The 19,637-nt window shown below is 73.0% G+C and carries 19 protein-coding genes and 1 pseudogene; 6 read left to right on the forward strand and 14 right to left on the reverse strand.

The window, feature by feature from the left end:
- The first annotated feature begins 130 nt into the window (after positions 1-130).
- Both DEJ06_RS01415 and DEJ06_RS01420 read left to right on the forward strand, forming a co-directional pair.
- Positions 131-2,092: a helix-turn-helix transcriptional regulator gene (locus DEJ06_RS01415; protein ID WP_111038158.1), complete on the forward strand. Its 1,962-nt coding sequence runs from the start codon at positions 131-133 to the stop codon at positions 2,090-2,092.
- A gap of 179 nt (positions 2,093-2,271) precedes the next feature.
- Positions 2,272-5,139, forward strand: a complete 2,868-nt coding sequence (locus DEJ06_RS01420) for an AAA family ATPase (protein ID WP_111038159.1) — start codon at positions 2,272-2,274, stop codon at positions 5,137-5,139.
- 12 nt (positions 5,140-5,151) lie between these two features.
- On the opposite strand, the gene DEJ06_RS01425 is transcribed toward DEJ06_RS01420, so the two are convergent.
- The gene (locus DEJ06_RS01425; protein WP_181436870.1) at positions 5,152-5,790 is read right to left on the reverse strand and encodes an acetolactate decarboxylase; all 639 of its coding nucleotides are present in this window, start codon (positions 5,788-5,790) and stop codon (positions 5,152-5,154) included.
- 140 nt (positions 5,791-5,930) lie between these two features.
- On the opposite strand from DEJ06_RS01425, the gene DEJ06_RS01430 reads away from it, so the two are divergent.
- Positions 5,931-6,290 (forward strand): UBP-type zinc finger domain-containing protein, encoded by a 360-nt coding sequence (locus DEJ06_RS01430; protein WP_111038161.1) that lies wholly within the window; start codon positions 5,931-5,933, stop codon positions 6,288-6,290.
- A gap of 27 nt (positions 6,291-6,317) precedes the next feature.
- Here DEJ06_RS01430 and DEJ06_RS01435 read toward each other — a convergent pair whose 3' ends face one another.
- The 6 genes from DEJ06_RS01435 to DEJ06_RS01460 form a co-directional block, all read right to left on the reverse strand.
- The gene (locus DEJ06_RS01435) at positions 6,318-7,007 is read right to left on the reverse strand and encodes a hypothetical protein (RefSeq protein ID WP_110863464.1); all 690 of its coding nucleotides are present in this window, start codon (positions 7,005-7,007) and stop codon (positions 6,318-6,320) included.
- Between the two features lie 15 nt (positions 7,008-7,022).
- The gene (locus DEJ06_RS01440) at positions 7,023-8,300 is read right to left on the reverse strand and encodes an NAD(P)/FAD-dependent oxidoreductase (RefSeq protein WP_111038162.1); all 1,278 of its coding nucleotides are present in this window, start codon (positions 8,298-8,300) and stop codon (positions 7,023-7,025) included.
- A 219-nt stretch (positions 8,301-8,519) separates the two neighbouring features.
- Positions 8,520-8,828, reverse strand: a complete 309-nt coding sequence (locus DEJ06_RS01445; protein ID WP_110863466.1) for a hypothetical protein — start codon at positions 8,826-8,828, stop codon at positions 8,520-8,522.
- Positions 8,825-9,505, reverse strand: coding sequence for a hypothetical protein (locus tag DEJ06_RS01450; RefSeq protein WP_128780933.1), 681 nt, complete (start codon positions 9,503-9,505; stop codon positions 8,825-8,827). Before DEJ06_RS01450 ends, DEJ06_RS01445 begins: the two co-directional genes overlap by 4 nt.
- A complete protein-coding gene (locus DEJ06_RS01455; protein ID WP_027466268.1) occupies positions 9,502-10,056 on the reverse strand; it encodes an RNA polymerase sigma factor in 555 nt (184 codons plus the stop codon). The genes DEJ06_RS01450 and DEJ06_RS01455 overlap by 4 nt, the downstream gene beginning before the upstream one ends.
- A 206-nt stretch (positions 10,057-10,262) precedes the next feature.
- Positions 10,263-11,099: an alpha/beta fold hydrolase gene (locus tag DEJ06_RS01460; RefSeq protein ID WP_111038163.1), complete on the reverse strand. Its 837-nt coding sequence runs from the start codon at positions 11,097-11,099 to the stop codon at positions 10,263-10,265.
- 185 nt (positions 11,100-11,284) lie between these two features.
- Here DEJ06_RS01460 and DEJ06_RS18695 point away from each other — a divergent pair.
- Positions 11,285-11,913, forward strand: a pseudogene (locus DEJ06_RS18695) (MOSC domain-containing protein).
- A 33-nt stretch (positions 11,914-11,946) separates the two neighbouring features.
- On the opposite strand, the gene DEJ06_RS01470 reads toward DEJ06_RS18695, so the two are convergent.
- A complete protein-coding gene (locus DEJ06_RS01470; RefSeq protein WP_111038164.1) occupies positions 11,947-12,330 on the reverse strand; it encodes an MmcQ/YjbR family DNA-binding protein in 384 nt (127 codons plus the stop codon).
- A 141-nt stretch (positions 12,331-12,471) separates the two neighbouring features.
- Between DEJ06_RS01470 and DEJ06_RS01475 the strand changes: the two genes are divergently transcribed.
- Positions 12,472-12,771 (forward strand): excalibur calcium-binding domain-containing protein, encoded by a 300-nt coding sequence (locus DEJ06_RS01475; RefSeq protein ID WP_204166228.1) that lies wholly within the window; start codon positions 12,472-12,474, stop codon positions 12,769-12,771.
- Between the two features lie 118 nt (positions 12,772-12,889).
- Here DEJ06_RS01475 and epsC read toward each other — a convergent pair whose 3' ends face one another.
- From epsC to DEJ06_RS01490, 3 genes are all read right to left on the reverse strand, one after another.
- Positions 12,890-13,450, reverse strand: coding sequence for a serine O-acetyltransferase EpsC (epsC, locus tag DEJ06_RS01480; protein WP_111032065.1), 561 nt, complete (start codon positions 13,448-13,450; stop codon positions 12,890-12,892).
- A gap of 20 nt (positions 13,451-13,470) precedes the next feature.
- On the reverse strand, positions 13,471-14,409 hold the full coding sequence (gene cysK, locus DEJ06_RS01485; protein WP_111022171.1) for a cysteine synthase A: 939 nt from the start codon (positions 14,407-14,409) through the stop codon (positions 13,471-13,473).
- Between the two features lie 212 nt (positions 14,410-14,621).
- Positions 14,622-15,659, reverse strand: coding sequence for a dipeptidase (locus tag DEJ06_RS01490; RefSeq protein WP_111038166.1), 1,038 nt, complete (start codon positions 15,657-15,659; stop codon positions 14,622-14,624).
- Between the two features lie 144 nt (positions 15,660-15,803).
- Here DEJ06_RS01490 and DEJ06_RS01495 point away from each other — a divergent pair, with 144 nt between their 5' ends.
- Entirely contained in the window at positions 15,804-16,313 is a 510-nt protein-coding gene (locus tag DEJ06_RS01495; protein ID WP_111038167.1) for an SRPBCC family protein, read from the forward strand.
- Here the strand turns inward: DEJ06_RS01495 and DEJ06_RS01500 are convergent.
- From DEJ06_RS01500 to DEJ06_RS01510, 3 genes are read right to left on the reverse strand one after another with little or no spacing between them, the layout of a single operon-like run.
- Positions 16,280-17,113 carry a MurR/RpiR family transcriptional regulator gene (locus DEJ06_RS01500; protein WP_111038168.1) on the reverse strand — a complete coding sequence of 278 codons (834 nt, stop codon included), beginning with the start codon at positions 17,111-17,113 and terminating at the stop codon, positions 16,280-16,282. The two genes, DEJ06_RS01495 and DEJ06_RS01500, sit on opposite strands and share 34 nt — an antisense overlap.
- Positions 17,110-18,369 carry an allantoate amidohydrolase gene (locus DEJ06_RS01505; RefSeq protein WP_111038169.1) on the reverse strand — a complete coding sequence of 420 codons (1,260 nt, stop codon included), beginning with the start codon at positions 18,367-18,369 and terminating at the stop codon, positions 17,110-17,112. The genes DEJ06_RS01500 and DEJ06_RS01505 overlap by 4 nt, the downstream gene beginning before the upstream one ends.
- Positions 18,366-19,619: an alanine--glyoxylate aminotransferase family protein gene (locus DEJ06_RS01510; protein ID WP_111038170.1), complete on the reverse strand. Its 1,254-nt coding sequence runs from the start codon at positions 19,617-19,619 to the stop codon at positions 18,366-18,368. The genes DEJ06_RS01505 and DEJ06_RS01510 overlap by 4 nt, the downstream gene beginning before the upstream one ends.
- Between the last annotated feature and the right edge of the window lie 18 nt (positions 19,620-19,637).

Consider the following 19,637-nt stretch of genomic DNA (forward strand, 5'->3'; position numbering starts at 1 on the left):
GACCCGCTCCGCAAGGGGGGATGCCCGGGCGACCACGGGGTGATGTGGTGACCGCGTCGTCGTCGCTAGCGTCCGGAGCAGCCGCCACGGGCCTCCCGGGCGGCGGACGACCGACGATCCAGGAGCGACGATGACGATCAGCATCTCGGACGCACGACCGGCGCACGACGACGGCACGGGGCGGGCGCTGCGCTCGCCGTCCGGCGGCACCGATCCCTTCGTGGTCGTCACCGGACCGGACGCGTCCGCCCGGGCACGGGCACTCGCGGACATCACGGACGCCGCCCGGGCGGACGGCCACACGGTCGTCCGGTGGCGTGCGGTGGGCGGTGACCCCGTCATCGAGGCCGCGTCGCTGGCCCCGTGGCTCGCCCTCGTCCGGGCGCACGACGCCGGGGCACCGGGGCCCACCCGCAGCGTCGTGCTCGTCGAGGACTTCGACGCGCTCGACGAGGACGCGAGGACCGTGCTGCACGACCTGCTCGCCGCACTGGCGCGGGACCTCGGGACGGTCGTGGTGGTCGCCGTGCGCGAGGGCCGGGCCCTGGCCGGATCGGGCAACCGGCTGCCGTCGGCCGACGTCTCCGTCACCGTCACGGCCGCCTTCACCGGGGACTTCGGTCTCGTCGACACCGAGGCCGAACGGGCCGTCCGCCGGGGCACGCGACCGCATCCGTCGCTGGTGGCGGCGGTCGAGTTCGCCCGGGCGGTCCGGTCCGGTGACGTGCACGCCGGCAGGCGGACCGTCCTGACCGCGCTCCGGGAGTCCGACCGGGCGGGCGCCGACGACGTCCTGGTCGCGACGCTGCACGTGCTCTGCTACCTCGGCGGGCACGACTCCTGGTGGGACGAGACGCTGGCGCTGACCGCGGACCGCGACCTCGACCCGGTGCTGCGGCTCGTCGAGGACTGCGTGGACGGATCCGGCCGGACCGAGCACGAGCGTGCCGCGCTGTACCGCGAGGTGCACGCATCCGCTGCCGACACGCAACCGTGGAAGGCCGTGGCACTGCACATCGCGTGGACGCTGCTCGACTCGACGGATCCGCGCCGGGACCACGTGGAGACCGTGCTCCGACGAGCGGGCGACGCCGGGCTCCTCGGCTACTTCAGCTCGTGCCGTGCCGCCGTGACGCACTACCAGGCGGGGCGGCTCGACGCGGCGCGGGCGGCGTTCGACCACGTGCACCGAGCGGCCGAGCGCTGGCAGGCCGGGACGCTCGTCGCGCTGACCGAGGCGCTGCAGGCACTGGTGCTCTCCGTGCAGGGCGAGCCGGAGCAGGCGGCACGGAAGGCCGACCGCGCAGCACGGTGGGCGGCGCAGCACGGTACGCCGCTGGTCGCCCGGGCTGCGGAGCACGCCCGCGCCGCGCTCGACGTCGCGACGGGACGGTTCGAGGAGGCCTACAGCCGCTCGGCGACGCGATCGGGCAGGGCGGGGCGGTGGCTCGAGAGCAGCTACGGACCGATCGAGCTGCTCGACGCGGTGGAGTCGGCTGCGCGGCTCCGCCTGGCCGACCACGGTGCCGCGCTGGTGGCCCGGGCGGAACGGGCGTTCACCGACCAGCCGACCCCGCGCCGCTCCCTTGTGCTGCTCGCCTGCCGAGCGGTCGTCGACGAGACGCACGGTGCCCGCGCCCTCTTCGAGGACGCGCTGGCCAGCGTCGACGGCGACGTCTCGCCGTTCGAGGTGGCCCGCGTCCGCCTGGCCTACGGCGAGTGGTTGCGTCGTGGGATGCACGCCCTGGAGGCCCGGGGCCAGTTCCGGATGGCGGCGCGCGCCTTCGATGTGCTCGGTGCCGGTGACTGGCAGGCCCGCGCGGAACGCGAGCTGCGCGCAGCCGGTGCCGCCCGTCCGCTGCCGACGGCGCTGGAGGCGGTCGACCTGAGCGAACAGGAACGCCGTGTGGCGTCCCTCGCCGCGGCCGGACTGACCAACAAGCAGATCGCCGGGCAGCTGTACCTCTCGCCGCGCACCGTGAGCGGGCACCTGTACCGGCTGTTCCCGAAGCTCGGCGTGACGACGCGCGCCGGACTCCGGGATGCACTCCTGCGACTGGGAGGCGACGCGACGGGCGACGCCCGGACGTGACCCTGTCAGGGACACCCTCGCCGGCCGCCCGCCCCGTGGGCCCCGGATGCTCCCGCCGTCACCCGCGACACCCCGGACGGACGACCCGGGAACGTCACCGGAACCCGTCGCCGGGGTAACGGCAGGGCCCGTCGCGAGCCCGCGGTCCGTTCGTAGACTCCAGCCACCGACGAGGACTGGTGGCCGCCGTGTTGACGGACGAGGAGTTGCTCCCCCGCGGAGACGAGGTCTCCGTGCCGGTGTCCGCCGTGCCCCGGAGCGGGCTGCCCATCCGTGGCCGGAGCGTCGAGCAGGCAGTCGTTGCCGATGCCCTGGCCGGTCTGGCACGGGGCGCGGGTGACGTGCTCGTCGTCCGCGGCGCTGCGGGCGTCGGCAAGTCGCGTCTGCTCGAGGACGTCGTCGACCAGGCGACCGCGGCCGGCCTCCGCGTGGCCGTCGGTCGCACGGACCGCGACGCACGTCTGATCCCGCTCGCACCGATCATGGACGCGCTCGGCGCCGGGACCCGGCCGATCTCCGACCGTGTCCGGCTCAGCGCGGTGACGCTGGACCCGGAGGCGCGGTACTGGCTCCTCCAGCAGCTCCAGGACGACCTGGAGCGGGCCGCGGCGTCGAACGGCGTGGTGGTCGTCGTCGAGGACCTGCAGTGGTGCGACACGACGACCCTGGCGGTGCTCCGATCGCTGTCGCGCCGGCTCGCCGACGTCCCCGTGCTCTGGGTCGTCGCGGTCCGGACGGAACACCAGGACCCGCCGGTCACGGCGACCGTCGACGAGCTCGCCGCGACGGGACGGCTCGTCGACCTCGACCCGCTGGACGAACAGGCCACGGCCGCGATGATCGCCGACCTGATCGGCGCGACGCCGGACGGCTCGGTCCTCCGTGCGGCGCGCCGGACGGAGCACATCCCGATCCTCGTCGCCGAACTCGTCCGCGGGCTCGTCGACGAAGGCCTGCTGGCGATCGCGGACGGTGTCGCCACGATGCCGGGCGCCGCGCTGCCGGCGAGGTTCGGTGCGTCGATCCGCGAGGGCCTCCGACGCCTGTCGAAGCCCACGCAGCAGCTCGTGCAGGTCGGAGCGACCCTGGGACGCTCGTTCTCGGTGCGGTCGTTGTCGGCGATGCTCGACCAGCCGGTGCAGCGACTGCTCCCCGGGCTGCAGGAGGCGATCGAGGCGGGGGTGCTCGTCGACGACGGGACGGACCTGTCGTTCCGCCACGACGTCCTCCGCGAGGCGGCGGAGTCGATGATCCCCGCGGCCGTCCGCGACGACCTGCTCCGGCAAGCGGTGGACGAACTCCTGCGGCAGGGTGTCCCACCGGTCTCGATCGCCGCGCGCATCGCCGCGGTGGCGCAGCGCGGGGACGTCCGGGCCGCCGAGGTCCTGCGCACGGTGGCGATCGACCTCGCGAGCACGGATCCCACCGAGGCCGGCGCGCTCGCCCTCTGCGCCGCCGACGTCGCGCACGGCACCCCGGCGTTGCCCGGCATCGTCGTCGACGTCCTGCCGCTGCTCTGGCACAGCGGTCGGACGGCCGAGGCCCGCGCGCTGCTCGACGACCTGCAGGGCCGCCTCGCCCCGGAGGACGACGCATGCCTGCACCTCACCCTGGCGCGGCTGCAGACCGAGGGCTCGACGCCGGAAGCGCTACGGACGGTCGAGTCCGCACTGGCCCTGCCCGGCGTGAGCGCCGGTGTGCGGTCCCGTCTGCTCGCCGTCCGCGCGCTGAACCTCGCCCAGGCGGGGCAGCACGCGGACCTCGCGACCGCGCTGCGGGAGGCCCGGGCGACGGGCGACGGTGACGCGGACCCGGTCGCCGTCGCCACCTTCGAGGCCAGCGCGTCCGTGCTCGCCTTCAACGAGGGCCGGTTCGCGGACGCGACGCAGGCGATCACGTCGGCGATGAGCCGGATCGCTGCCACCGGGGGCTCGTCGAGCACCTGGTTGCCCGAGGGACTCTGGGTGGCGTTCCTCGCGGGTGCACTCGGCGAGACCGACCGAGCCGGACGCATCGCCGAGGCGAACGCCATCGAGACCCGTCGCAACCACCTGGCCCGCCCGACCGCCGCCTGGATGATGCTGCGCACGCGGGTGCTCTTCGACCAGGGCCGCCTGGAGGACGCCAAGACGTCGGCCGAGTCGGTCCTCGACCTGGCCGAGGACCTGGAGCTCGGTCAGTTCGCGGCGCTCACGGCCGGGACGGTCCTCTTCCGCACGGCGCTGCTGCAGGGCGACCGCTCAGCAGCCGACCGGACGCGGCACTTCGCCGAGGCCCTGCACGCCGATCCGGCCTTCGCACGCTCCGGCTCGTGGCTGCTGGCGCTCGAAGCGGACGCACACGGCGACACCCGGGCCGCCGTCGACCGCAGCGAGGTGGCGTGGCGGAGCCTGGAGGAACCGATCGCGTCGATGTCGAGCCCGGCCGACTTCGCCGACGACGTCCACCTGGCGCGCATCGCGATCCGTGGAGGCCGACGGGACCGGCTCGAGCGGATCGAACGGGTGGCGCGGCTCCGGGCCACGGCGAACCCGGACAACGACCTGTGCGGCGGGACCTGGCTGCACGTGCACGGACTCGTCCACGACTCCGTGGAGCACCTCGGCGCGGCGGTGGAGCGGCTGCGCCGGGTCGACCGCCGGCTCGTGCTGGCCGCGGCGCTCGAGGACCTCGGGAGCGCCCTGCGGCGGCGCTCCGTGCCCGCGGCCGTCGAGGTGTGGCGGGAGGCGACGGAGCTGTTCGACAGTGCGGGTGCCCTGCGCGAGGCCGAACGGTCGCGGCGGCACCTGCGGGGCGTCGGCGTGACCGTCCGGACGGCCACCGCCGACCCCGCTGCGTCGGGCGCCTCGGGACTCCCGGGGCTCACCGCTCGCGAGGCCCAGGTCGTCGAACGGGTCGCCGCCGGCCTGACGACGCAGCAGATCGCGTCCGACCTGTTCATCTCGACCCACACGGTGACGAGCCACGTCCGCCACGTCTACGCGAAGTGGGGCGTGGCCTCCCGCCGGGAGCTCGCGGCGCGGTTCCGGCAGCACCGCTCCGGCTGACCGCCGCTCGGGTCACACCGGTCCCCCGTCGAACCCGGCACCGAGCGCACGAACCGCCAGGTGCGGCGCGGTGGAGAAGCCGAGCTCGATCCGCCCGGAGAACCCCGCGAACCCGGCGAGCGCTCCGGCGCGGGTGCGGGTGGCGTCGAGGAACCCGAGGTGCAGGTCGGCACGGACCCCGCCCGGGCCCGGCGTCCGGAAGCCGACGAGACGACCCGCCACCGCGCGGTGCACCGTCGTCCCGGTCGTGCCGTCCTCGGTCCGGACCTCGTCGAAGACGCCGTCGACCGAGACGGCCACCGCGAAGTCGCGCGGCGGCAGGACGGCGGCGATCCGGGCCTCCAGGTCGGCCACGGAGGCGACCGACGCGACCGTCACCACCAGGTCGGGCGAGAACGTCGAGACAACCGCGAACGCGACCGGGTCGGCCGCGTCCGCGACCGCTGCGGCGCCGTCCGGCAGCATCCGGAAGCACCGGCGGTCGAACACGACCAGGCCGTCGGCGGTGCCGGTACCGGTACCGGCGAGCGCGCCGAGCCCGAGGGTGCCGTGCCGACCGAGGTCCGCCACGGCGACCGGGACGTGGACGGCCGGTCGTCGGTGCCGAGGACCGTCGACGACCTGCTGCGCCCACGTGGCGAGGGTCGTCAAGGACGTGGTCCTGTCATCCGTCGTCTCCCGCACCACGCACTCCTCGTCCGGCCTCGGTTCGACCGTAGAAAGTCCGCCCGCGCGGGACCAGCGCCGTTTGACTCAAGCGCTCCGGTGGGTGCGCGGCGCACGGTTGGACCATGAGTGCACGCGCGACCATGGTCTCCCCGTCCGTCCCCCCGTCCGGCACGGGGTGCGTGGAGTGCGACGCGACGGGCTCGTGGTGGGTGCACCTGCGTCGGTGCGCCGCCTGCGGGCACGTCGGCTGCTGCGACGACTCCCTGAACCGGCACGCCACCGCGCACTTCGCGGTCACCGGGCACGAGGTCATGCAGTCGTTCGAGCCCGGCGAGGGGTGGTTCTGGGACTTCGTCATGCAGGACTTCGTGGACGGACCCCGCCTCGCCGACCCGCAGGCGCACCCGACGACCCAGTCGGTCCCGGGCCCGGCCGACCGGGTCCCCCGCGACTGGTCGGAGCAGCTGGCCGAGCGACGCTGACGCCGGGACGCGGCCTCCCGCGACCGGTCAGGGCAGCCGACGGTCGGTGTCGAGCGCCTCCGACCGGGCGATCACCTCGTGCATCGTGGTGTGCGACCGCACCTGGTACGACAGGTGTGCCACGGCCAGCACCACCGCCGATCCGACGCCCCACGCGATCGAACCCGGGTCGTCGACGCCGAGCTGGTCGACCAGGATGGCGACCCCGGCACCGGCGACGATCGAGTTCACCACCGCGATCGCGGACGACATCGTGAACAGCAGCCGGTACCACGACGGGGCCCGCCCGATGTCGAGCAGCTCGTTCGCCGCGTGCCGCCCGCGGGGCATCGGGAAGTACGTGTCGGCCTCGGGCAGCAGCCGGCCGTAGTAGCGACGGATCCGTTGCATCGCGGCGAGCGCGGCGACGTCCTCGAGCGAGGTCTCGACGAGGCGTTCGTAGGTGAACGCGCCGAGCAGGACGATCACCGGGATGATCGCGCCGAGGAACCCGAGCGCGAAGGGCGTGTGCGCGAGGAACCCGAAGGCGACGAGCGAGCTCGAGAGCGTGGTGAGGTACAGCGAGGAGCGACTGCTCGACTCACTGACGGTGATGCTCCGCGCGCTCTCGAGGACGAAGTGCTCGGTCATCAGGGCGTTGAAGAAGGCGGTCGGCCGGTCCAGGGAGGTGATCGACTCGGCGGCGGTCGGCAGTGTCGTGTCGGGTTCGTCGGGCATCGCGGGACTCCTCGGTCAGTCGCTCGTCGCCAGGTGGCGGTGGACGAAGGTCACGGCCATGGCGCCCTCGCCGACCGCTGCGGCGACGCGCTTGACGGACCCGGCGCGGACGTCCCCGGCGGCGAAGGACCCAGGCACGTTCGTCTCGAGCCAGAAGGGACGCCGCTCGAGCGGCCAGTGCTCGAGCGAGCCGTCGACGGCGTCCAGGTCCGGGCCGGTGACCAGGTACCCGAGGCGGTCACGGACCATGGGTGTCTGTTCGGCCCAGCTCGTGTCCGGTCGTCCGCCGATGCAGATGAACAACCGCGTGGCCGGCAGCGACACCGTGGCACCGTCGCCGTCGGTCACCTCGATCGACTCGAGTCGGGTGTCCCCGTGCAGCGTCGAGACCCGGCAGCCCGTCCGGACCGTCACGTTCGGTGCGGCCGCGATCCTGGCGCTCAGGTACTCCGACATCGTGGCCGACAGCGACGCGCCCCGCACGAGCATCGTGACGTGCGCCGCGGAACGGGACAGGTTCATCGCCGCCTGGCCCGCCGAGTTCGCCCCGCCGACCACGAAGACCTGCTCGCCGGCGCAGCCGTCGGCCTCGCTCGTCCCGGCACCGTAGTAGACACCGCAGCCGAGCAGCTCCTGCTCGCGCTGCAGCCCGAGCCGACGCCACTCGACACCGGTCGCGCAGATGTTCGCACGGGCGACGACGTGGCCGCCGTCGGCGAGGTCGGCGTGGATGCGGCCGTCGTGGAAGACCCCGCGCACGCCCTCGCGCATCACCAGGAGTTCGGCGCCGAACCGGACGGCCTGTTCCCGGGCACGCTCGGCGAGGTCCGCCCCGGTGATGCCCTCGGGGAACCCCAGGTAGTTCTCGATGAGGCTGCTCGATCCGGCCTGCCCGCCCACGGCGTCCCGCTCGAGCAGGACGACGTCGAGCCCTTCGGACGCGGCGTACACGGCAGCGGACAGCCCCGCCGGACCGGCGCCGTAGATCGACAGGTCGTACTCCTGGCGGCGCGGAGCGTGGATCCACCCGAGCCGGTCGGCGACCTCGCGCAGGGTGGGTGCGACCAGTTCCGTGCCGTCGGGGAACACCACGAGCGGGAGCCGCGACGGATCGATCCGGACGGCGGCCGCGGCCTGGTCGCCGGGTCCGGCACCACCGACGTCGACCGGGAACCAGTCGAACTGCACCACGGAGCGCGACAGGAAGTCCCGCAGGGCGTAGGAGTCCGCGTCGAACGGCCGTCCGTACACGCGGACGCGACGTGACGGGACCACGGCGGCGTCGGTCTCCATGGCTCCTCCGGTCCGTGCGACGACGATCGGTGCGGAACTGCTGCCGCTCCCTCACGAGCACGCTACGGACTGCCGGCGCGCTGCACGTGGTCCTGCGAGGGTCTCCTTCGGCACCGGAGGCGGCGTCGGGTCGCGCCGGGCGGGATCAGCTGCGCCCACGGCGGACGGGAGGCCCGTGGCGGCGTCGCCACGGGCCTCCCGTCCGGTCTGTGGTCGCGGTCAGCCCACCCGCGCGACGCGCACGTCGACGCGGCTGAGCGCCAGGCCGTGCGCTGCGGCGGTCGCCAGGGCGACGTCGTGGACGGCGCGGGCGACCTCGGGGGCCGGGCGGAAGCCGTCGGTGCCGATGACGACGCGCAGGGCGTCGTCGTCGACGACGATCCGGAGCGGTCCGGTGCTCGTGGCGATGCTGCGGACCGCCTGCACGGCGCTCGCGACCGTCGGGCGGGAGCGGTACAGGTCGGTGACCCCGGGGACCTCGAGGACGGCGGCCTCGATCGCGGCGAGGGTCTCGTCGGTGGTGCTCATCGGGCCTCCTCCGGGTCGGTGCCGGGCTCGTCGGTGCCTGTTTCGTCGGTGCCGGGCTCGGGGTCCGGCAGCAGGTCACGGACGACGACGTCGATCGCCTCGACGAGCAGGTCGGTCTGCTCGGCCAGGGCACCGGCCACGGCGGCGCGGACCAGCTCGGCGGTCGCCGGGATCGACGGACCGGACGCGATCGCGATCTCGACGACCACCCGGATCGGGGACGCGAGTTCGGTGACGTCACCGTCGAGGTGGCAGCGGGCCACCAGCACCCCGGGGACCTCGTCGCCGGTGCGGCGGATGAGGGACCGGATGGCGCCCTCGGTCATCACCGGGCGCTCGGTCTCGGACAGGGGGCGGAGCGGGACGTCGCGACCGGAGCGGGACTCGATCGAGATGTTCGCCAGGACGCCGCTGATCCAGGACTCGTCGGCCGGGGCCTCGTCGCGGGCGGCCGCCTCGAGCGAGCGGAGCGACGCGTGGCGGACGCGGATGATCGCGGCCAGGGCGTTCTGGCAGGCGGGCGAGTCGTCGATGCTCGGGTCCGCCGGCTGCATGCCGGCATCGAGGTAGTCGGCGAGTTCGTCGATCGAGTGGCCGTCGAGGTCACCGCGTTCGAGGGCGTCGAGTGCTTCCGGGCTGTCGGGCAGGTCCGGCCGGATGCCGTCGTGGTCGGTCATCGCCATCCCTCCATGAGTCGGATCATGTTCTTCCTCGCTCGGGACAGCAGTCCCCGGACCGTCGAGGGTGGCAGGTCGAGTTCGGCGGCGATCTCGTCGTACCGGTACTCGAGCACCTCCTTCATGATCCAGCACCGTCGTTGGGCTTCGGGCAGTTCGGCCAGCGCACGTTCGACCGCGTCCTCGCGCGAGCGCGCCTCGGCGACCCGGTCGGGTGCGTCGTCGGCCGGCGCGGCGACCTCGAGCTCGGTGACGTCGTCGTGGACGCGCCGCGCGCGGATCCGGTCGAGGCACTTCCGGCTCAGGATGCGCATCAACCACGACTTCACGCGCGCGAGGTCCTCGAGGGAGTCGAGGCGGTCCCACGCGGTGATGAAGGTCTCCTGCACGACGTCGTCGAGTTCGTCGGTGGAACCGAGGGTCCGACGGGCGTAGGCGCGGAGCAGCGGGGTGTGGCGACGGATCAGGACCTCGAAGGCCCGGACGTCACCGTCGGACGACCGGCCGGCGAGGACCGCGTCGTCGAGCTCGGCGAGGGACTGGTGGTGCACGCGTTCCTTCTACTGGTGGTGGATGGTGAACGGCTGGGTGCGTCCGTCCACCGTCGTCGGACGGGTACTGGTGGGACGCATCACGCACCGCGTTCGTCACACACCGAAGGGGCGCACACCGGACGGTTCCGGTGCGCGCCCCTGACGTCGTGCGTGTCGGCTCGCCCTCCTGCGTGTCGGCTCGTCCTCCTGACGGTCGGCTCGTCCTACTGCTGGATGAAGGCGAGCAGGTCGGGGTTGATGACGTCCGCGTGGGTCGTCAGCATCCCGTGCGGGTACCCCTCGTAGATCTTGAGCGTGGCGTTGCTGAGCAGCTCGGCCTGCTTGAGCGAGGCCGCCTTGTACGGCACGACCTGGTCGTCGTCGCCCTGCGTGACGAGGACCGGGACGGAGATCGCCTTCAGGTCCTCGGTCTGGTCCGTCTCGGAGAACGCCTTGATGCCCTCGTAGTGGGCCAGGGCGCTGCCCGTCATGCCCTGGCGCCACCAGTTGGCGACCACCGGTGCGGACACCTCGGCGCCCGGCCGGTTGAAGCCGTAGAACGGCCCCTCGGCGACCGCCTGGAAGAACTCGGCGCGGTTCGCGGCGAGTGCGCTCCGGAACCCGTCGAGCACCGAGATCGGCGTGCCCTCCGGGTTGGTGTCGCTCTGCAGCATGATCGGGGGCACCGACGAGACCAGGACGGCCTTGGCGACCCGGCCCTGGGGCTCGCCGTACTGCGCGACGTACCGTGCGACCTGGCCGCCACCGGTGGAGTGCCCGATGTGGACCGCGTTCTGCAGGTCGAGGTGCTGCACGACCGCATCCGTGTCGCTCGCGTAGTGGTCCATGTCGTGACCGGTGCCGATCTGCGACGACCGCCCGTGCCCGCGGCGGTCGTGCGCGATCACCCGGTACCCCTTGCCCAGGAAGAACAGCATCTGCGCGTCCCAGTCGTCCGACGACAGGGGCCATCCGTGGTGGAAGACGATCGGCTGCGCGTCGCGCGGCCCCCAGTCCTTGTAGAAGATCTCTGCACCATCGCTCGTGGTGACGAACGCCATCGTGAACCTCCGTGAGTTTCTGCTCCACATGTGACGCGGACTGGCCGCTGCCTCCCGTTCGGCGGGAGACCGAAGCCCCTTCACCGTAGGACCGGCGCGCCGACGACCGCTTGGGTCATTCATCCCGATCCGGCCGGGCCGGGCACGGCTTGGTTCGCGGGCGTGTGTGCACCAGAGTTGATCCCATGTCGCTCGTCACCGCCGTCTGCCGCGTCGACCGTCTGCTGCCCGACTCCGGCATCATCGGCGTCACCGCCATCGACAAGCGTCCGGTCACCGGCAGTGTCCGGGTCCGGCCGCTCGGCCTGCGCGCCGACGTGCAGGCGAACCGCAAGTACCACGGCGGTGTGGACCAGGCCGTGTACGCCTACGCCGACGAGGACGCCGCGTACTTCGCCGACCTGCTCGAGCGCGAGGTCCCGCCCGGCCTGTTCGGCGAGAACCTCCGCACCAGCGGCATCGACGTCACCGGGGCCGTGACCGGGGAACGCTGGCGGATCGGCGACACCCTCGTGCTCGAGGTGACCGTCCCCGCACTCCCTGCGGCACCTTCGCCCGGCGCATGGGGATCGACGGGTGGGTGAAGCGGTTCGCCGACGAGGGGCGGCCCGGGGCGTACTTCCGCGTGGTCAAGTCCGGTTCGGTCGCCGCGGGTGACCCCGTCGAGGTGATCCACCGGCCGGAACACGGGGTGACCATCGGCGAGATCTTCGGGGACCTGGCGCCCGATCGTGCGCGGGCCGTGCTCGAGTCGGGCGAACGGCTGGCACCGAAGGTCGTCCACGACCTGTCGAAGGTCGCCGCGCGGGCCTGAGCCCGCCGAGCCAGTCGGGCCCGTCGGGTCCGATCAGCTCGGCAGCACGCCGCGCGAGGGGTCGATCGGACGCTTCGCCACGGGCAGCCCGGCCACGACCAGGTCGTAGGCGTTCGCGACGAGGTCCTCGACCAGGGTCTCGTCTATGCCGTTGCCCGGCGTCAGCGTGATCCAGTGCCGCTTGTTCATGTGCCACCCGGGCGTGATCTCGTCGTGGTCCCGCACGAGCGCTGCCCCGTGCGGCGGCGCGCACTTGAGGTTCACGATCGGGGTCCCACGCACCTCGGTGACCATCACGAACATCTTGCCGACGACCTTGTAGACCACCGAGCCCTCGCCGAACGGCTGGGTCTCGACGGCCGCCGGCAACGCCAGCGCCGTGCGGCTCGCGATGTCGTGCAGCTGCTCGCCGTCCATGTGACCAGGATGCCGCAGGCCGCCGACAGCGCACCCCGTTCGGGGGCAGGTCGTGAGTGTCGATCACGTCGTAGGATCACCACGCCGCGCACCCGACGCGGCGGTCGCTCGCGCGATCACCACCAGTTCCAGGGGGAACCCGTGCGCATCATCCGTACCCTCGGCGTCGCCGCCGCCACCGCCGTCCTCGCGACCACCGTCGTCGTCGGCGGGACCTCGACCGCGCAGGCCGCGCCGAAGTCCTACGCCAACTGCACCGCGGTGCACAAGGTGTACTCCGGCGGCATCGCCAAGAAGTCCGTCACGAAGAACAAGGTCGTCTCCGGCGGCAAGACCACCTACCGTGCGCTCAAGGGCACGGTGAAGAAGGACGACGCCCTGTACAAGGCGAACACCAAGCTCGACCGCGACAAGGACGGCATCGCCTGCGAGAAGAGCTGACGCTCCCGCTCGCTCGGTGACACCGGCACGACACCGGTGTTCGCGTGCTGAACACCCGCACACCGCGGTGCGATGCGCGAACACCGGTGTTTTGCGTGCCCAGGGCGGCGCGACGCGCTCAGAGCGTCGGGACGCCCTCGTGCCCGGACCGGGGACGCGGAGTCCCGGCGACGCCCGTGACGACCGACCCCGCCGGCACGTCCTTCGTGACGACCGTGTTGGCACCGACGACGGAGTCCGGACCGATCGTGATCGCCCCGATCAGTGACGACCCGGCGCCGAGCACCACGCGGTCCCCCACCACCGGGTGCCGTCGGGCTCCCGGCCCGTGGTCTCCGCCGCGTCCGCCCAGGGTGACGCCGTGGAACACGAGCACGTCGTCACCGATGACCGAGGTCTCGCCGATCACGACGCCCATGCCGTGGTCGATGAAGAACCGACGGCCGATGCGCGCGCCGGGGTGGATCTCGATGCCGGTGACCGACCGTGCGATCTGCCCGAGCAGGCGGGCCGCGAACCGGGACCCGGGCAGCCCCTGCGCGTTCCAGAGACGGTGGGTCACGCGGTACGTCCAGATGGCGTGCAACCCGGAGTAGACGATCGCGTTCTCCAGGTCACCCCGGGCAGCGGGGTCACCGCGGCGTGCTGCGGACAGGTCCTCCCGGATGGTCCGCAGCACGCCTCGTCGAAGAGGACGACTCACGCAGTGAGCCCCTCGAAGAGCACCGTCGACAGGTAGCGCTCTCCGGTGTCGCACACGATGGCGACGATCCGCTTGCCGGCGTTCTCGGGGCGTGCGGCGATCTCGAGGGCCGCGTGGATGATCGCGCCGGACGAGATGCCGGACAGGATGCCCTCCTGCGTCGCCAGGGCACGGGCGACCCGGAGCGCGTCGTCGAGCTCGACGTCGAACACCTCGTCGATGACGCTCTGGTCGAGGACCTCGGGCACGAAGTTCGCGCCGATGCCCTGGATCTTGTGCGGACCGGCCTTGCCCTCGGTGAGCAGGGGCGAGTCCTTCGGCTCGACGGCGACGATCTGCACGCCGGGTACGCGCTCCTTGAGCACCTGCCCGACACCGGTGATCGTGCCGCCGGTGCCGACACCCGCGACGAACACGTCGACGTGCTCCTCGGTGTCGCGGAGGATCTCCTCCGCTGTGGTCTTCCGGTGGATCTCGGCGTTCGCGGCCGTCTCGAACTGGTGGGCGAGGATGGCGCCGGGGGTCTCCGCGACGATCGACTCGGCCTTCGCGACCGCGCCCTTCATGCCCTCGGGCCCGGGGGTCAGGACGATCTCGGCACCGTACGCGCGGATGACCGCACGGCGCTCGACGCTCATCGTCTCGGGCATCGTGATGACGACCCGGTACCCGCGAGCGGCACCGACCAGCGCGAGGGCGATGCCGGTGTTGCCGGACGAGCCCTCGACGATGGTGCCACCGGGCTGCAGCGCGCCGGAGGCCTCAGCGGCGTCGATGATCGCGACGCCCAGGCGGTCCTTGACGCTGGCGCCCGGGTTGTAGAACTCGAGCTTGGCGAGCACCTCGGCCCCGCCCGCCTTCGGCAGCCGGTTCAGCTTGACGAGGGGGGTGTTGCCGAACGCCTGGGAGATGTTCTCGTAGATGGTGCCGCTCATCCGGTCCGTCCTTCGCAGCTCAGGTCGCGCATCGCTCTTCCTGGAGGCGCGGTGTGCGCCCGATCCTAGCGACCGGACCCCAGGCGGTCCTGTCCGTGACGGCGCGTGCGCGCCCGGCAATTGGTCCACACGCTGTGGACCAATTGCCGCTTTCGCGGGAGTGAGCACGACCAGCGCCGAGGAGAGTCGCTTTCGCGGCTCGCCCCACCGCGTCAGCGCACGAACGCCGTCCGGGCGAACCGTTCGTCGGTCGCCTCGAGCACCCGCAGCACGTTGCCGCCGGCCAGCGCACGAAGGTCCGGCTCGCCCCAACCGCGTCGGACGAGCTCCGCCGCGAGCACCGGGTACCGCGAAACGTCCCGCAGGTCCGGCGGCAGCACCGGGGTCCCGTCGTAGTCACCGCCGAGGCCCAGGTGCGCGACACCGGCGACGTCACGCGCGTGCTCGACGTGGTCGGCGACGTCCGACACCGTGACCAGGGGCGGTTCGCCGGACATGCCCGACTCCTCCCAGTCCGCCCATGCTCGCGACACGAACTTCGGCACGAAGGTGATCATCACGACGCCACCGTTGTCGGCCAACCGGGCGAGCACGTCGTCGGGCACGTTCCGCGGGTGGTCGTCGATCGCGACGGTCGACGAGTGGCTGAACACGACGGGCCGGGTCGCCACGTCGAGGGTGTCCCGCATGGTGGCCGGGGCGGTGTGGGACAGGTCGACGAGCATGCCGATCCGCTCCATCTCGGCGACGATCTGTCGCCCGCGGTCGGTCAGGCCGCCGTGCGCCCGCTCCCCGGTCGCGGAGTCGGCCCAGGGGGTGTCGTCGTTGTGGGTGAGCGTCATGTAGCGCACGCCGAGCCGAGCCAGGGTGCGGAGGACCGCGAGGTCGTCGCCGATCGAGTGCCCGCCCTCGGCGCCCAGCAGCGACGCGATCCGGCCGGAGTCGACGGCGGCACGGACCTCGGCGGCGGTGCGGGCGAGCGCGAGGTCGTCGGGGTAGCGCTCGATGATCCGGTGCGCGAGGTCGACCTGCTGCAGCGTCGTCGTCACGGGGTCCGGGTCGTCCGCGGGCACGAACACCGACCAGAACTGCCCGACGACGCCGCCGGCGCGGAGCTTCGGGATGTCGGTGTGCAGCGAGTCGGTCTCGGTGTCGATGCCCTCGACGCCGGAGTCGTGGCTGTCACGGCGCTCCCAGGGCAGGTCGTTGTGGCCGTCGATGACCGGGAACGGGAGCGCGTCGAACGTCATCCCCCGACGCTACCGCCCGCGCCGTCGTGGCTAGGCTCGAACCGTGCAGCCCGTCACCCTCCGCACCGAGCGACTGGTGCTCTCGGCCCCCGAGCTCGGCGACGCCGACGACGATCGGTCCGCCGCGACGGTCTGGCCGGCGTCGTGACCGTCTCGTTCCGGGTCGTGACGGAGCTGCCGGTTCCGCCGGAGCGCGCCTTCGCGCTGTCGCTCGACATCGGCGCGCACGAGCGATCGATGGTCGCGACCGACGAACGCGCCGTCGCCGGGACGACGGCCGGCATGATCGGCCTGGGCGAGACCGTCACCTGGCGTGCGCGGCACTTCGGGATCGTCTGGCGGATGACGAGCAGGATCACCGCCCTGGAGGCGCCCCACCGCTTCGTCGACGAACAGGTGCGTGGGCCGTTCGCCCGGTTCCACCACGAGCACCGGTTCGAGCCGTCGGCCGGCGGCACGCGCATGGTCGACACCATCACGTTCCGCGCACCGCTCGGCCCGCTGGGCCGCCTGGCCGAGGTGCTCGCGCTGGCCCGGTACATGCCGCGGCTCATCGCCGACCGCAACGCCTCGCTCGCCGCCGAACTGCGTGCCGAGCTGCGCGCCGGATCGGAGGGCGATCAGGGCGCAGCGAGCTCCCCCAGAGTGCCGTAGGCGGCGGCGACGGCGTCGACCCGCACCCGGCCACCGGGACCCGAGGCGTCGTAGACGTCGTTCGTGATCGCGGCGACGACGGCGAACAGCGCGGCCATCGAGTCGAACGCCGACGGCGAATCGACCGGGCAGAGGATCGCGGTGGCGGCGGGAGCGGCGATGACCGCGGCCGTCGGGTCGCCGAGCACGATGACGTCCGCCCCGGAGTCGACGCAGTGCCGGACGATCCGTTCGACCCCGGCGGTGTGCCGACGCACGGTGACCAGGACGACGAGGTCGTGCCGGTCGAGGTCGGCGACCTCTTCGCCGAGCCGCTGCCCGGGCGACGGACCGACCCGGACGTCGGACCGCACCTGCGCCAGCTGGGATCGCAGTTGCAGCGCGATCGGGTACGCGCCGCGTTCACCGAGGACGAGCACCCGGCGGGCACGGACGATCCGACGGGCCAGCCGCGGGCGGTCCGCTCGGCCGAGGGATGCGAAGGCCGCGTCGAGGTTCCGCGCCTCGACCGCGCGCTGGTCGACGTGGGCGGCGTCCTCGGCGACCCACGGCAGGCCCGAGCCCCGTGCGGACATCAGGTTCTGCCGGACCTCGGCGGCGTCCTGGAACCCCAGCGACCGCACGAGTCGCGAGACCGTGGCCTTCGAGGTGCCCGACTCGGCCGCGAGTTCGGCGGAGGTGCCGACGAGCAGGAGTTCCGGGTCGTGGCGGACCATCGCGGCGACCCGACGTTCGGCGGGCGAGAGCTGTTCCCAGACGGAGTCGATCCGGGCGCGGACGTCGGGGCCGGCGGTGCTCATGCGCGGGCCACCCGGTCGACGGCGACGGCCAGGGCGTCGAGGCCGAGGGCGATGTCCGGCGTCGACACGAACTCGTCCGGGTGGTGGCTGATGCCGTCGGGGTTGCGGAGGAACAGCATCGCCACGTCGGTCACGAGTCCGAGCGACATCGCGTCGTGGCCGGCTCGTGAGAACAGCTCCATCGGCGCGGTCTCGCCAGTCGAGACGATCCCGGCGCGGACGGCGTCCATCAGGCGGGGCGAGCAGAACACCGCGGGTGCACGGTGCACCTCGGTCGGGGTGACGCTCACCCCGCGTCGTTCACCGATGAGCGTGAAGGCCTTGGTGAGTTCGTCCCAGACCTCGTCGCGCTCGTCGTCGAACTCGCCGCGCAGGTCGACGGAGAACCGTGCGAGCCCGGGGACGACGTTGACGGCTCCGGGTTCGACGGTCATCGTGCCGACGGTGCCGACCTGGTGCGATGCCCGGCAGATCCGTTCCACCGCGAGCGCGGCCTCGGCGGCGGCGAGCAGGGCGTCGTGCCGGCGTTCGTAGGGGGTGCCACCGGCGTGCCGGGCCTCTCCCACGGCCTCGACCGAGAACCGGCGGGCGCTCGCGATGCTCGTGACGACCCCGAGGGCCTGCCCGGCCTGCTCGAGGTACGGCCCCTGCTCGATGTGCGCCTCGAGGTAGCCGACCACCGACGCCGGGTCGACCGCGGCGTCGCCGACGCGCTCCGGGTCGAGGCCGAAGTCGGTGAAGGCCTGCCGGAGCGTGACGCCGTCACCGTCGGCCAGGTCCCACCAGGCGTCGTCCCAGACCCCGGCCACCGCGGACGACCCGAGCAGGGCCTTGCCGAAGCGCGTGCCCTCTTCGTCGGAGAACGCGATGACCTCGAGCGCGACGGGCAGCGGACCGTCGGCGGTGAGCCGGGCGACCGTGCGGATCGCCATGAGCACCCCGACGACGCCGTCGTACCGTCCGGCGTCCACCACGGTGTCCAGGTGCGAGCCGAGCAGCAGCACGGGGGCGTCGGGCGTCGCGCCCGCGGCCCGGCCGTGCAGGTTGCCGGCGGCGTCCTGCCAGGTGGACAGTCCGGCGTCCTGCATCCAGCCCGCGACGAGGGCGTTCGCCCGGGCGTGCTCGGGCGACAGGTAGACGCGGGTGATCCGGCCCGGTTCGGCGCTGAGGGCGGCGAGCTCGTCGCACCAGCGGGCGACGAGTTCGGCGTCGGCGGTGCCCACGGCGGTCGCGTTCAGGACGGGCACGGCGCTCACGCGAGCACCTCCGCCCCGGCGGGAGCGACCGCTGCGGTGTCGTCGCGGAAGACGTCGAGGGCGGCGTCGACACCACCGCCGTTCGGGACCGCGTGCCCGGCCCGGCGCAGGGTGTGCTCGAGCGCGGCCAGGGTCGTGACCACGGTGTCCTTCCGGGCGTTGTAGCCCATCGTGCCGATGCGCCAGACCCGTCCGTGCAGCGGCCCGAACGAGGTGCCGATCTCGATCCCGTGGTCGTCGAGCATCGCGCCGCGCACCTGGTCGCCGACGACGTCGGACGGGATCTCGACGGCGACGACGTTGTGCATCTTGTGGGCGACGTCGCCGAAGACCGGGAGCCCGAGGGCCTGCACCCCGGCGAGCATCGCGCGCCCGGCGGTCTCGTGGCGGGCGACGACGGCGTCGCGGCCTTCTTCGAGCAGGATGCGGGCGCACTCGTGCGCGGCGTAGAGCATCGAAGCAGCCTCGGTGTGGTGGTTCAGGCGGCGGGGGCCCCAGTAGTCGAGGATCATCGCGAGGTCGAGGTAGTTCGAGCGGATCGGTTCGTCGGCGACGTCGTCACCGGGTTCGCGGATGCCGGCCTCGACGCTCCGCCGCTCGTCGAGCACGGCCACGGCCTTGGGCGACAGCGTGACGGGTGCGCTGCCGGACGGGCCACCGAGGCACTTCTGCAGCCCGACGCTCACGGCGTCGATCCCCCAGGCGTCGACCTCGAGCGGGTTGCCGCCGACCGTCGCGGTGGCGTCGGTGTAGAGCAGGACGCCGTACCGCTCGCAGATCGCACCGAGTTCGTCGAGCGGCTGGTTCATCGTGGTCGAGGTGTCGCCCTGCACGACCGCCAGCACCTTCGGCCGGACGCGGGCGATGGCCGACTCGATCGCGGACGGCGTGAAGACCTGACCCCAGTCGGTCTCGATGGTGTGGACCTCGGCCCCGGCACGGCCGGCGATCTCGGCGAGCAGGTGCCCGAACCGACCGAACACCGGCACGAGCACGCGGTCACCCGGGGCGAGCAGTGACACCAGCACCGCTTCGATCCCCGCACGCGAGGTGCCGTCCACGAGCAGCGTCGCATCGTTGCGGGTGCCGAACACGCGGCGGTAGAGCGCCTGCGTCTCGTTCATCGTCGAGGTCATCCAGGGGTCGTACTGGCCGACGAGCGGCGTCGACAGGGCACGGAGCACGCGCGGGTCGGCGTCGATCGGACCGGGCCCCATGAGGAGACGAGCGGGTGGGTTCACTGGGAGCATGGTGGTTCCTTCCGTTCC

It is taken from the genome of Curtobacterium sp. MCLR17_051 (assembly GCF_003234395.1).
Taxonomy (GTDB): Bacteria; Actinomycetota; Actinomycetes; order Actinomycetales; family Microbacteriaceae; genus Curtobacterium; species Curtobacterium flaccumfaciens.